The organism is Pseudorhodoferax sp. Leaf274 (assembly GCF_001422445.1).
In the GTDB taxonomy this organism is placed as follows: Bacteria; Pseudomonadota; Gammaproteobacteria; order Burkholderiales; family Burkholderiaceae_C; genus Pseudorhodoferax.
On the sequence record NZ_LMNA01000012.1, the window covers coordinates 400,242 to 413,133 of the forward strand.

The 12,892-nt window shown below is 69.9% G+C and carries 8 protein-coding genes; 6 read left to right on the forward strand and 2 right to left on the reverse strand.

Going from position 1 to position 12,892, the window contains the following annotated elements; translation table 11 throughout:
* Nucleotides 1-3: 3 nt before the first annotated feature.
* Together ASF44_RS15870 and ASF44_RS15875 are read right to left on the reverse strand one after the other, a co-directional pair.
* Nucleotides 4-2,940, reverse strand: a complete 2,937-nt coding sequence (locus tag ASF44_RS15870; protein WP_056900186.1) for an AAA family ATPase — start codon at nt 2,938-2,940, stop codon at nt 4-6.
* Between the two features lie 130 nt (nt 2,941-3,070).
* The gene (locus tag ASF44_RS15875) at nt 3,071-4,639 is read right to left on the reverse strand and encodes a cryptochrome/photolyase family protein (RefSeq protein ID WP_056900187.1); all 1,569 of its coding nucleotides are present in this window, start codon (nt 4,637-4,639) and stop codon (nt 3,071-3,073) included.
* Nucleotides 4,640-4,719: 80 nt separating this feature from the next.
* Here ASF44_RS15875 and ASF44_RS15880 point away from each other — a divergent pair, with 80 nt between their 5' ends.
* The 6 genes from ASF44_RS15880 to ASF44_RS15905 all read left to right on the forward strand — a co-directional run bounded on the left by ASF44_RS15880 (nt 4,720) and on the right by ASF44_RS15905 (nt 12,892).
* Nucleotides 4,720-5,400 (forward strand): response regulator transcription factor, encoded by a 681-nt coding sequence (locus ASF44_RS15880; RefSeq protein WP_056900188.1) that lies wholly within the window; start codon nt 4,720-4,722, stop codon nt 5,398-5,400.
* Nucleotides 5,390-6,793, forward strand: a complete 1,404-nt coding sequence (locus ASF44_RS15885) for a sensor histidine kinase (RefSeq protein ID WP_056900189.1) — start codon at nt 5,390-5,392, stop codon at nt 6,791-6,793. Before ASF44_RS15880 ends, ASF44_RS15885 begins: the two co-directional genes overlap by 11 nt.
* A 181-nt stretch (nt 6,794-6,974) precedes the next feature.
* Nucleotides 6,975-7,397, forward strand: coding sequence for a tripartite tricarboxylate transporter TctB family protein (locus ASF44_RS15890; RefSeq protein ID WP_056900313.1), 423 nt, complete (start codon nt 6,975-6,977; stop codon nt 7,395-7,397).
* Nucleotides 7,398-7,407: 10 nt separating this feature from the next.
* Entirely contained in the window at nt 7,408-8,922 is a 1,515-nt protein-coding gene (locus ASF44_RS15895) for a tripartite tricarboxylate transporter permease (RefSeq protein WP_056900190.1), read from the forward strand.
* A 135-nt stretch (nt 8,923-9,057) separates the two neighbouring features.
* Nucleotides 9,058-11,613: a class I SAM-dependent DNA methyltransferase gene (locus tag ASF44_RS15900; protein ID WP_056900191.1), complete on the forward strand. Its 2,556-nt coding sequence runs from the start codon at nt 9,058-9,060 to the stop codon at nt 11,611-11,613.
* Nucleotides 11,606-12,892, forward strand: a complete 1,287-nt coding sequence (locus tag ASF44_RS15905; protein WP_082524800.1) for a restriction endonuclease subunit S — start codon at nt 11,606-11,608, stop codon at nt 12,890-12,892. Before ASF44_RS15900 ends, ASF44_RS15905 begins: the two co-directional genes overlap by 8 nt.

Consider the following 12,892-nt stretch of genomic DNA (forward strand, 5'->3'; position numbering starts at 1 on the left):
GGGTCACAGGCGCTCGCGCAGCTGCCGCGCCTGGCCCAGGTGCCAGGCCATGTCCATGGCGGCGAACGCCGCCTCGGCCTGCGCCAGCAGGGCGCGCGCATGCGCACCTGCCCCGTCGGCGGCGGCCAGCTCGGCCTCGGTGAGCTGCGTGGCCGCCTGCTCGTGCGCCGATCCGCGCGCCTGCGCCACGCGGTAGGCGAAGGCCAGCTGGCGCTGCGCAGCGCCGCGCTGGCCGTTCGCATGGGCCGCGCGCGCCATCGCGCGCGCCGCCATGGCCAGGCCGATGCGGTCTTCGCGGCGGCCGCGCTGCAGGGCCAGCAGCGCATGCCGGCGCGCTTCCTCCGGCCGGCCCAGCGCCAGCAGGCTGTCGGCCAGCCAGCCGTGGTTGAGCGAGCGGAACAGGCCGCTGTCGCGTGGCAGCACCCAGTCGGTCACGGCCACGAGGCGGTCGACCGCGGCCGGGTCGCGCTGCAGCATCCAGTCGGCGTAGCCGCCGATCGCGCGGGCCACCGACAGCTGCCACAGGCAGCGCGTGGCTTCGGCGATGCGGGCCGAGGCCGCGGCGGCCTCGCGCGCGGCATCCCAGCGGCCCTGCCACAGCAGCACGGCGGCGCGCCAACCTTCGATGCTGGTGCCGATCTGGTGCGTGAGCCCGACGATGCAGTCCTGCGCCTGGTCGAAGCATTCGGCGGCCGCGGCAAAGCGCCCCTGGTCGCCCAGCACCACGCCGCGGCAGACCAGCGAATAGGCCAGCCCGACGTTGGTGCGGCGGCCGCTGCGGTGGCTGCGCTTGACCGCGATGGCGCGGTCCAGCAGGCTGGCCGCGGGCAGGTAGTGCCCGGCCGCGGCGTGCGCCTCGCCCAGCGAGGCCAATGCCTGCGTGGCGAGCGGCTCGTCGCCGGCCGCCTCGGCTTCGCGCAGGGCCTGCTCGCCATGGCGGATGGCCTGGCGCGCCTCGCCCAGGGCGTAGTGCACGCAGCCCAGCCAGTGGCGCGCGCGCGCCACGCGCCCGAGGTCCCCGTGGCGCTGGGCCAGCAGCACGGCGCGCTCGGCCAGCGCGATCTGGCCGCGCTCGGGGTCGAACATGCAGACCATCGCGAGCCGCTCGACGATGTCGACCCAGCGCAGCGCGCGCTCGCCCGACAGCTCGCCGCGCTCCAGTGCCGCCAGCGCGGCGTGGAAGTGCGCCCGGGCGCGATCCAGCGCCGAGACCGCCAGCGCGCGGTCGCCGGCCAGCTCGGCATAGTGCGCCTGCAACGCCGGATCGCCGCCGGCGCCGAAGTGCAGGGCCAGCGCCTCGGCATCCTCCTGCACGCCGGCCTGGGCCTGCTGCATCAGCGCCACGGCGATGCGCAGATGCAGCCACTGGCGCTGCAGCAGGCCGACCGAGGCGTACACGACGTCGCGCGTGACGCCGTGCTTGAAGCGCAGCGTGCCCGCGTGCTCGCCGGGGAACAGGAAGTCCTGCTCGGCCAGCTCGCGCAGCAGCGGGCCGTCGGTGGCATGGCCGGTGATGCGCGCCAGCAGCCAGGCCGGCACCGTGTTGCCGATCACGGCGGCGGTGCGCAGCATGTCCACCAGCGGCGCGGCCAGGCTGTGCACGCGCGATTCGATGAGCTGGTTGATCCAGCCGGCCGGGCTGGGCGGCGGCGCCAGCCGGCCGCTGTCGCCGTGGGCGGCGGAGTGGCACAGCTCTTCGATGAACAAGGGGTTGCCGCCCGCGCGTGCGCAGATCTGGGCCACCACGAAGGGGTCGGCGCCGGGCAGGTAGGCGGCCACGGCTTCGGCGGCGGTGGCCTGCGCCAGCGGCGCCAGCGTGATCGCGTCGAAGCCCGGCGTGGCCGGCGCCGCTGCGCTGCCGACGACGCGCCGCGTCAACACCACCAGCAGGCGCAGCCCGTCCAGCTGCAGGATGCTGGCCAGCACCTGGTGCGATGCGTCGTCCGCCCATTGCCAGTCGTCGATGAACAGCACCAGCGGCTGCTCGGTCGCCAGCCGTTCGAAAGCCTCCGTGAAGGCGCGGGGCCGCGCCGGCAGCTCGGCCGTGCCGAGCGACTGCATCATCTGGCGAAAGGGCTGCAGCGGCGCTGCGCCCAGGCCGCTGTCGCAGCTGCCGCGCAGCACCCGGCAGTCGCGCTGGTGGGCGTGGTGCAGGAACTCCTCCACCAGCCGCGTCTTGCCGATGCCGGGCGGCCCGGCCACCTCGACACCTGCCGGCGCGCCACCGCAGGCGGCGTCCAGCGCGCGCGCCAGCCGGTCGGACTCGGCCTGGCGGCCCACCAGCGGCGCCTGCTTGCGGCTGCGTGCCTGCACGCCGGCCAGCGTCTCGGCCTGGGCCCCGATGCGGTAGACGAGGATCGGCGCGTCGCGGCCCTTGACCGTGAGCATGCTGGGCGCACCGGCGCCGAAGAAGCGGCGCGCCGGTCCCAGCGTCTCGTCGCTGACGACGATCTCGTGCGGGCCGGCGGCGTCCGACAGGCGGGCCGCGATGTTGGGCACCGTGCCCATCAGTTCGAAGCGGCCGCGCTCGATGTCGCCATCGCCGATCAGCACCAGCCCGGCGTGGATACCGGTGTGCAGCTGCAGTGCGAAGCCTGCCGGCAGGCGGGGCGCCAGCCGTCCGACCGCCCGGTGCAGCGCCAGCGCGGCCTCGACCGCGCGGCGCCCGGCCTCCTCGTGCGGCACCGGGTGGCCGAACATGGCCAGCAGCCCGTCGCCCTGCACGCGCACGATGGTGCCGCCCCAGCGCGGCACGGTCTCCTGGTAGGCGATGCGCAGCATGGAGAGCAGGGCGGCGTACTGCTCGGCCTCCATCGCGCCGGCCAGTTCGGTGGAGCGCGACAGGTCGGAGAACAGCAGCGTGACGTAGTGGCGACGCTGCACCACGGCCAGGTCCGTGCGGGGGGTGGGGGCGGGGGCGGGCGGCAGCGTTTCGATCATGGGGCGGCAGCGCGTCGTCGCGGTGCATCAGGCATGTCGGCAAAGTGTTGTCGTTGGGCCACATGGCATGGTACAGGGCAGCGCGGCCGCGTGCCGCCCCCATGTGGGCCACGCGCGTGGCTGCAACAGCTCACACCTCGCCACGCCGTATGGCGTCGGCCCGCAGCGCGATCGCGCCGCGTTCGGCATCGGACAGCCGCGCCAGGTTCTGCACCTGCGCCCGCATGCGCGGGTGCGCGGCGAAACGCTGCGCGTGGCGCGCCAGGAAGTCCCAGTACAGGGTGGTGAACGGGCAGGCGCTGTCGCCCGTGCGCTCCGCGGGCTGGAAGCGGCAGTGCCGGCAGTGGTCGCTCATGCGTGCGATGTACTGGCCGCTGGCCACGTAGGGCTTGCTGCCCAGCAGGCCGCCATCGGCGAACTGGCCCATGCCCAGCGTGTTGGGCAGCTCCACCCATTCCACCGCGTCCACGTAGACGGCCAGGTACCAGGCGTGCACCTGCACCGGCTCCACGCCCAGCAGCAGCGCATACAGGCCGGTGACCATCAGCCGCTGGATGTGGTGGGCATAGCCCAGGTCCAGCGTCTGGGTGATGGTGTCGCGCAGGCATTCGCGGTCGGTCCGGCCGGTCCAGTACCAGTCGGGCAGCGGGGCGTGGGCGTCGAGCGCGTTGCGCTCCAGGTAGCCCGGCATCTCGCGCCAGTAGATGCCGCGCACGTATTCGCGCCAGCCCAGGATCTGGCGGATGAAGCCCTCGGCGCAGGCGATCGGCACCTGGCCGCTGCGGTACGCCGCCTCGGCCCGCGCGATCACCTCGCGCGGCTCCAGCAGCTTCAGGTTCAGCGCCGCGCTGAGCTGCGCGTGGTAGAGCCAGGGCTCGCCGCCCCACATCGCGTCCTGCCAGTGGCCGAAGAACGCAAGCCGCTCGCCGATGAAGGCGTCGAGCGCCTGCAGCGCCTGGGCGCGTGTGACCGGCCAGGCAAATGCGTCGAGCCGGCCCGGGTGGCCGGCGAAGCGCGCACGCACGAGCGCGATCACCTCTTGCGTGGTGGCGTCGGGCGGGAAGGCCGCGGGCGGCGGCAGGAAGCCGGGGCCGTCGCGGCCGAAGGCGGCGCGGTTGTCGGTGTCGAAGTTCCAGGCACCGCCGGCGGGGGCGTCGCCGTCCATGAGCACGCGGTGGCGCCGGCGCATGGCGCGGTAGAAGTGCTCCATCACCAAGGCGCTGCGGCCTTCGGCGTAGCGCTGGAAAGCGGCCGGCGTGCACAGGAAATGCCGGTCCTCGCGCGCGTCCAGCGGCACGCCGCTGCTGGCAGCCACGGCGTGCAGGGCTTCGCGCACGCGCCACTCGCCAGGCTGCACCAGCACCACCGCGGCGGGCCGCAGCCGGGCCAGCGCCGCGCCCAGCTCGGCGGCCAGCGTGCCGCGGTTGCCCGCGTCGTCCAGCCGGCGGTAGTCCACGTGCAGGCCTTCGCCGCGCAACGCATCGGCGAAGTGCCGCATGGCCGCCAGGAAGATGGCGATGCGCGGCTGCGTGCTCCAGACCTGGGTGGACTCCTCCAGCACCTCGGCCATCCAGACCCGGTCCTGCGCGGGATCGAAGCCGTCGAAGGCGGCGGACTGCCGGTCGAGCTGGTCGCCCAGCACCACGACCAGGTGGCGCACGCCGCAGGGGGGAGCGTCCAGCGCGGGGGGAGGGGTCATGGTCGGCGATTCTGCAATGGCGGTGCGACCCCGGGCACGACCCCGGGCACAATGCGGCGCCTGCGCACGCCCCCACCACCATGCACATCCTGCTCGTTGAAGACGACGAAGCCCTGGCCACCTCGGTCGCCAGCGCGCTGCAGGCGCAAGGCTGGCGCGTGGACGTGAGCGACCGCGGCGAGCCCGTGCCGCGCTCGCTGGCCCAGGACGCCTACGACCTGCTGGTGCTGGACCTGGGCCTGCCCGGCATCGACGGGCTGGAAACCCTGCGCCGCGTGCGCGCGAGCGGCTGGCTGCTGCCGGTGCTGGTGCTGACCGCGCGCGACAGCGTGGAGGACCGCGTCTCCGGCCTGGAGTCCGGCGCCGACGACTACATGTGCAAGCCCTTTGCCCCGGCCGAGTTGGTGGCCCGGTTGCGCGCGCTGGTGCGCCGGCACGAGAACCGGCGCGAAGGCAGGCTGGCGCTGGCGGCCCTGCGCTTCGACCCGCAGGGCATGCGCGCCTGCATCGGCGAGCAGGCGCTGCCGCTCAGCGCGCGCGAATCCACGGTGCTGCAGTACCTGATGACCCGGGCCGGCCAGGTCGTCTCGCGCGAGCAGCTCATGGCGCTGGTGCCGGGCTGGGCCGCGGGCACCTCCGACAACGCACTGGAACTGCTGGTCTCGCGCCTGCGCGCCAAGATCGAGCCGGGCGGCGTGCGCCTGCGTACCGTGCGCGGCCTGGGCTACCTGCTGGAGGCTGCGGAGCCCGATGGCGCCTGAGGCGCCCGTGCCGGGGGCGCCGCCGGCCGCGGTGCCCAGCCTGCGGCACGCGCTGCTGCTCTGGCTGCTGGCACCGCTCGTGGTGCTCGTGCCGCTGGCCACGGCCCTGCTGTACCTGCTGGCCGTGCAGCCGGCCATGGACAGCCTGGACCGCGCGCTGACCGACACCACGGTGGCGCTCGCGCAGATCCTCGAGGAGCACGAGGGCCAGGCCCGCCTGCCGCTCAGTGCGCAGACCGCGCGTGCGCTGCGGGCCGACCTGGTCGACGAGGTGGTGTTCGCGGTGGGCGACGCGCAGGGCCGCCTGCTGGCCGGCGAGCGCGCGCTGCTGGCGCAGGACCCGCACCTGCCGCGCGGCGACTGGCGCTTCTTCGACGGCGCACTGCGCGGCCAGGCCATGCGCGTCGTCGCCCACGGCGCGGCCTGTGGCGGGCAGACCTGCCCGATCCTCGTGGCCGAGTCGCTGGGCAAGCGCGATGCCGCGGCGCGCGCCGTCGTGCTGGCCGCGGGGGGCGTGAGCCTGCTGCTGGCCCTGTGCCTGGCGGTGCTGGCCCGCGTGGCGGTGGGGCGCGGGCTGCGGCCGCTGCAGCAGGCATCGCAGGAGCTGGAACGGCGCTCGCTGCAGCAGCTCGATCCGCTGCCGTTGCAGCAGTTGCCGCGCGAGGTGGCCTTCTTCGGCGGCGCCATCAACGCGCTGTTCGGGCGGCTGCGCCAGGCGGTCGGTGTGCAGCGCAGCTTCCTGGACGACGCCTCGCACCAGCTGCGCACGCCGCTGGCGGTGCTGCTGTCCGAATCGGCCCAGGCACTGGCGCAGCCGCACCCGCCTGAACTGCATGCGCGGCTGCAGCGCCTGCATGCCGCGGCCGAGCGCAGCGCCCATCTGTCGCACCAGTTGCTGACGCTGGCACGTGCCGAGGGCGCGGCGCTGGAGCGGCGCGACGCTGCGCGCATCGACCTCGCGCAACTCGTGACCGGGGCCGCCGCCGACTGGGTGCGGCCAGCCCTGGCCGCCGGGCAGGACCTGGGCTTCGACCTGCAGCCCGCGGCGGTGCTGGGCGAGTCCTGGCTGCTGCGCGAGCTGCTGGCCAACCTGCTGCACAACGCCCAGCAGCACGCCGGGCGCGGCGCGCAGGTGACGGTGCGCACCCGCACCGAGGGCGGCCACGCGGTGCTGGACGTGGAGGACGACGGCCCCGGCATGGACGCCGCCGACCTGGCCCGCGCCTGGGACCGCTTCCACCGTGGCCGCTCGGCCAGCGGGCCCGGCACCGGCCTGGGCCTGCCCATCGTGCAGCACATTGCCCAGCTGCACGCGGGCAGCGCCGAACTGCTGGCCGGGCCGTCCGGGCGTGGCCTGTGCGTGCGTGTGCGCCTGCCGAACGCCGGCGCCTGAAGCCCCCGTCGCGCGAAGCTGTCGCCAAGCTGTCGTACGTGGTACCCGATAGGGCGGGGCAGCGGTCCGCCGCCAAGAATTCCGGCACGGCCCGCGGCTTGCCGCCTGCGTGGCCCATAGGCGCCTGCGAAGCCATGTTCCGGCGACGCAGGCGTGGAGACCAACCCATCGGAAGTTCATGATGATCGACCGCAATCTCGCGAGGGGCCTGTTCCTGGCACTCATCGCATTGGTATTCGGCGGCTTCTCGCTGCAATACCAGACCGGCTCCCTCGGCCGGGCCGGCCCCGGCCTGTTTCCGCTGATCGTCAGCGGCATCCTGCTGACGATCGCATTGATGATCATCGTGCGTTCGCGCTTCACGGCGCGCGAGCCGCTGGACCTGAACATCAAGAACATCGGCCTGCTGCTGGTCTCGCTGTGCGTGTTCGCGTTTCTTTCGCTGTACGTGAACATGCTCGTGGCGATCGTGGCCATGGTGTTCATCTCGGGCAAGGCAGCGACCACCTACTCGGTGTCGCGCAACATCAAGATCAGCATCGGCCTGATCCTGGTGGCCTTCGCGTTCCAGAAGCTGCTCGGCCTCTCCCTGCCGCTGATCTGAAGGAGCTGCGATGGACGTCCTCCACAACCTCATGTTCGGTTTCGGCCACGCGCTGACGCTGGACAACCTCATGTACTGCGCCCTCGGTTGCACCGTGGGCACCATGGTCGGCCTGCTGCCAGGCCTGGGCCCGCTGGCCACCATCAGCCTGCTGCTGCCGCTGACCTACTCGATGCCGCTGGACGGCTCGCTGATCATGCTTGCCGGCATCTACTACGGGGCGCAGTACGGCGACAGCGTGAGCGCGATCACGATGAAGATCCCGCATGCCAGCTCCATCGTGGCCTGCATCGACGGCTACGCGATGACGCTCAAGGGCAAGACCGGATTGGCGCTGTTCACGGCGGGCTTCTCCAGCTTCATCGGCGGCACGATCTCCATCGTGGTGCTGGCGTTCCTGGCGCCCACGCTGAGCCAGGTGGCCTTCCTGTTCGGCCCGGCCGACTACTGCGCGCTGATGATGGTGGGCTTCGTCTGCGTGAGCTTCGTCACCACGGGCAGCCTGCTCAACGGCCTGGCCATGTGCATGGTCGGCGTGCTGCTGGGCCAGATCGGCACCGACGTGAACAGCGGCGTGGCCCGGTTCACGATGGACATGCCTTTCCTGGCCGACGGCATCGGCCTGGTCAGCATCGCGCTGGGCTGCTTCGGCATCGCCGAGATCACCAAGAACCTGGACGCCAAGGAAGAGCGCACGCCCTTCAACGGCGCCATCAAGCTGATCCCGACCTGGCCCGAGTTCAAGCGCATCATCCCGAGCGCACTGCGCGGCAGCGTGCTGGGCTCCTTCCTGGGCATCCTGCCCGGCGGCGGCCCGGTGATCGCCCAGTTCGCGGCCTATGCCGTGGACAAGAAGGTCAGCAAGTACAAGCACGAGATCGGCGAGGGCGCCATCGAGGGCGTGGCCGGCCAGGCCGCAGCCGACGAATCGGCCGCGCGCACCAGCTTCATCCCGCTCATGAGCATCGGCATCCCCGAGAACGCCGTCATGGCACTCATGATGGGCGCCTTCATGATCAAGGGCGTCACGCCCGGCCCGAACCTGATCCCCGAGCATCCGGACCTGTTCTGGGGCCTGGTGGCCAGCATGTGGGTGGGCAACTGCTTCCTGCTGATCCTGAACGTGCCGCTGGTGCGCTGGTGGCTCACGCTGTTCAAGATCCCGTACAGCGTGCTGTTCCCGGCGATCCTGTTCTTCTGCTGCATCGGCTCGTTCAGCGTGAACAACAACGTCGACGACATCTTCGTCACCGCCGCCTTCGGGGCCATGGGCTACATGTTCATGCGGCTGGGGCTGGACGCCGCGCCGCTGATGCTGGGCTTCATCCTCGGCCCGATGCTGGAGGAGAACTTCCGCCGCGCCATGCTGCTGACGCGCGGCAGCTTCCTGGAGATGGCGCACCGGCCGATCGCCGGCACGCTGTTCACGCTGGTGGGCTCGTTCATCGTGTGGCAGATGGGGCTGGCGATCTGGAAGCTGCGCAAGGGGGGCGGGCAGGTGGCGCCTGCGGTGGCGACCCACTGAGCGTCGACTGATGGATGCAAGGCCCGCATGCTCGCGCATGCGGGCCTTGTTGCATTTGGGGGCGACGGCCCAGGGTCGTCGGTCACCCCGTCCGCAGCACAATAGCGGGTTGCCGACCGCCTCCCTTTCGCCCTGATGTCCCGCACCCGTCTGACCCTTGCCCGCCTTGAATCACTGCTGCTGACCGCCTGCGATGACCTGCGCGGCAACATGGACGCCAGCGAGTACAAGGAATACGTCTTCGGCATGCTGTTCTTGAAGCGCGCCAGCGACCTGTTCGACCAGCGCCGTGAGCAGATCGAGAAGCAGGGCGAGCGCGACGGCCTGTCGCCGGCCGACATCGTCGCCAACCTGGCCGACCCCGACCAGTACTCCGGCCAGTACTTCTATGTGCCGGCGCGTGCGCGCTGGAGCACGCCGTGGACCGACGCCGAGACCGGCGTGCAATACCCCGCGCTCAAGCACACCAAGGAGAACGTGGGCTCCATGCTCAACAAGGCTCTGGAGGCCCTGGAAGACGCCAACGCCGACGCGTTGCAGGACGTGCTCAAGGGCACGATCAACTTCAACCGCAAGATCGGCCAGACCACGCTGGACGACGACACCCTCGTCAACTTCATCCAGAACTTCGACCAGATTCCGCTGCGGGACGAAGACTTCGAGTTCCCCGACCTGCTGGGCGCGGCCTACGAATACCTGCTGAAGGACTTTGCCGACCAGGCCGGCAAGAAGGCCGGCGAGTTCTATACGCCGGCCGAGGTGGTACGCGTGTGCGTGGAGTTGTGTGACCCGCAGGAGAACATGCGCGTGTACGACCCCACCTGCGGCTCGGGCGGCATGCTGATCCAGGTACGTGACTACTTGCGCGAGCATGGCCGCCAGGCCGGCAACGTGGCGCTGTATGGGCAGGAGAAGATGGGCACCACCTGGTCCATCTGCAAGATGAACATGCTGCTGCACGGCATCCCCGATGCCAGCATCGAGCAGCAGGACACGCTGCGCGAACCCCAGCACCACGACGAGGACGGTCAGCTCAAGCGCTTCGACCGCGTGCTTGCCAACCCGCCCTTCAGCCAGAACTACATCAAGAAGGACATCAAGCACCCGGGCCGTTTCCCGGTGTGGCTGCCCGAGAAGGGCAAGAAGGCCGACCTGATGTTCGTGCAGCACATGCTGGCCGTGCTCAAGATCGACGGCAAGCTGGCCACCGTGATGCCACACGGCGTGCTGTTCCGCGGCGGCGAAGAACGCGAGGTGCGCAAGCTGCTCATCGAGCGCGGCGTGCTGGAGGCCGTGATCGGCCTGCCCGCCAACCTGTTCTACGGCACCGGCATCCCGGCCTGCATCCTGGTGCTGAACAAGGCCGGCGCTGCCGAGCGCCGGCACGCGCTGTTCATCAACGCCGACCGCGAGTACCGCGAGGGCAAGGCGCAGAACCACCTGCGGCCCGAGGACATCGACAAGATCGTGCACGTCTACCGCGACGGGCATGACGTGCCGGCCTACGCCCGTCGTGTGCCCTACGAGGAGATCGCGGCCGAAGACTTCAATTGCAACATTCGCCGCTACGTGGACAACGCGCCGCCGCCCGAGCCGCAGGACGTGCGCGCGCACCTGCACGGTGGCGTGCCTGTCGCCGAGGTGGATGCGCTGGAACATTTCTGGGCGCAGTACGCGGGCCTGCGCGAGAGCTGCTTCGTGCCCCGCCCTGCGTCGCCTGACGGCCGCTATATGGACTTCAGCCCCGCGTTGGCGGACCGGCGCGCCATCGCGACCCACGTGGCCGAGCATGCCGGCGTGCGGCAACGGCATGCCGCGTTCATGCAGCAACTGCAGGCGTGGTGGCAGGCCCATCTGCCGGTGGTCGACGCGCTGGCGCCCGACGCCGACAACCAGCACGCCACGGCGCGCAACGTCTACCAGTTGCGCATCGATTTGCTGAAGGGCATCGAGCGCCAGTTCGCGGCCACCGCGACGGGCGCGGCGCTGCTCACGCGCTACCAGGTGCGCGGCGCCTTCGCCAACTACTACAAGCTGCTGCAGTCCGATTTCAAGTCCATCGCCGCCAGCGGTTGGGGGCCGGAACTGATCCCTGACGACGACATCCTGCAGAGCCAGTTCCCGCTGGTGCTGGCTGAGCTGGAGCAGCAGCAGGCGCGGCTGGCGGAACTGCAGGCACTGTTCGCTGCCGCCGGCGAAGAGGATTTTGAGGATGTGGACGGCACCGGCGTACTGCCGCCCGAGCAGGTCAAGGAACTGAAGGCCCAGCTCAAGGAGGCCAAGGGCTCGATGAAGCTGGCCAAGCGCGACAGGAGCTTTGGCGACTGGACGGCATACCAGGCCGAGGCGCAGCGGCTGGAGGCGCTGCTGGCCGCGCACAAGAAGCTTGAAGATGAGGCCAAGGGGCTCAAGGCGCTGATCAAGGGCACGGAGAAGAGCCGCGACGAACTGGTGGAGCAGGCGCGCAAGAAGATCAGTCCGGCGCAGGCGCGGCAGGCGATCCTGCAGCGGCTGGAAGCGGTGTTGATGGAGAGTTACCGGCAGTACTTGCGGGCGGATCAGCGGGCGTGTGTGGCCGCCGTTGAGAACCTGTGGGAGAAATACGCCGTGACAGCCATGGCACTGGAAGTCAAGCGCGAACAGGCTGCTGTCGAACTGGCCGAGCATCTCGCGGAGCTGGGGTATGACTGAGCAGCCGATCAGCGAGCTTGCGGACATCAATCCGCCACTGACGAAACTCCCATCCGATGCAACCATGGTGAGTTTTGTCGCCATGGCGGATGTCAGCGAATCCGGCCGACTGATCTCTCATCAAACGAGACCGTTTGAGCGCGTCAAAACCGGTTTCACGCGCTTTCAAGACGGTGACATCCTGTTCGCCAAGATCACCCCGTGCATGGAGAACGGCAAGGGGGCGCTTGTTCACGGGTTGGAGGGAGGCGTGGGTTGCGGCAGCACTGAGTTTCATGTGTTGCGGGCCAAGAATGGCCACGATGCGCGCTACCTGCATCAGTGGCTGCAGTGGGGCGCCACCCGTGATAAAGCCAAGTTGTTCATGTCGGGCTCGGCGGGGCAGCAGCGCGTGCCATCCGATTTCTTTCGACGTTTTCGCATTCCTGCGCCGGATGGCACCGCGCAACGGCGCATTGCCGCCATCCTCACCAGCCTCGACAACGCCATCGAAGCCACCGAAGCGCTGATCGAGAAGAACCGGCAGATCAAGGCTGGGCTGATGCAGGATCTGTTCACGCGCGGGGTGCTGTCTAATGGGCAACTACGGCCGCCGCCCGCCGCGGCCGCCGTACTGTATCGAGATTGGGAGCTTGGCTTCTTGCCAAAGTCTTGGAACTTGGTTAAGGCAGGTGCGCTTTGCTCCTTGATTACTAAAGGCACAACGCCGTTAGCTTCTGAAATGTGGCAGGGCGCTGATGGGGTGCGATTTCTGCGAGTCGACAACCTGACTTTCGACGGGCGGCTTTCTTTCGCGGCTAGTGATTTCCGAATTTCTGGAAAAACGCATACGACGACCTTGTCACGGTCTCGTTGCTTTGTCGGCGACGTGTTGATGAATATCGTGGGACCACCGCTTGGCAAAGTTGGGTTGGTGGAGGACCAGAGTCTCAATATCAACCAGGCAATCGCCGTGTTCAGACCTAGCAGCCAAGTGCTTTCGCGGTTTCTGTTGATCTGGCTCACCACAGATTTAGCTAAGCAATGGATTCTTCAGCGCGCGAAGCAGACTTCTGGGCAGGTCAATGTCACGCTGGCGATGTGTCAAGCGATACCCGTCCCGCTACCTGATTTGGCCGAACAAGAGCGGATCATCGAGCGCTTTGCTTCGGTGGAACTTCGGTTGCGAGCTGAAGCGGATCAGCTCGACAAACTCCGCTTCAAGAAACTCGGCCTCATGCAAGACCTCTTAACCGGCGAAGTCCTGGTCACGGTCCCCGCACCCGCCAACGCCGCCTGA

Excerpts from the sequence above, each read along its gene's own strand:
- ASF44_RS15900 (WP_056900191.1), top strand. The coding sequence starts at position 9,058 with ATGTCCCGCACCCGTCTGACCCTTGCCCGCCTTGAATCACTGCTGCTG.
- ASF44_RS15880 (WP_056900188.1), top strand. The coding sequence starts at position 4,720 with ATGCACATCCTGCTCGTTGAAGACGACGAAGCCCTGGCCACCTCGGTC.
- ASF44_RS15890 (WP_056900313.1), top strand. The coding sequence starts at position 6,975 with ATGATCGACCGCAATCTCGCGAGGGGCCTGTTCCTGGCACTCATCGCA.
- ASF44_RS15875 (WP_056900187.1), bottom strand. The coding sequence starts at position 4,639 with ATGACCCCTCCCCCCGCGCTGGACGCTCCCCCCTGCGGCGTGCGCCAC.
- ASF44_RS15870 (WP_056900186.1), bottom strand. The coding sequence starts at position 2,940 with ATGATCGAAACGCTGCCGCCCGCCCCCGCCCCCACCCCCCGCACGGAC.
- ASF44_RS15885 (WP_056900189.1), top strand. The coding sequence starts at position 5,390 with ATGGCGCCTGAGGCGCCCGTGCCGGGGGCGCCGCCGGCCGCGGTGCCC.
- ASF44_RS15905 (WP_082524800.1), top strand. The coding sequence starts at position 11,606 with ATGACTGAGCAGCCGATCAGCGAGCTTGCGGACATCAATCCGCCACTG.
- ASF44_RS15895 (WP_056900190.1), top strand. The coding sequence starts at position 7,408 with ATGGACGTCCTCCACAACCTCATGTTCGGTTTCGGCCACGCGCTGACG.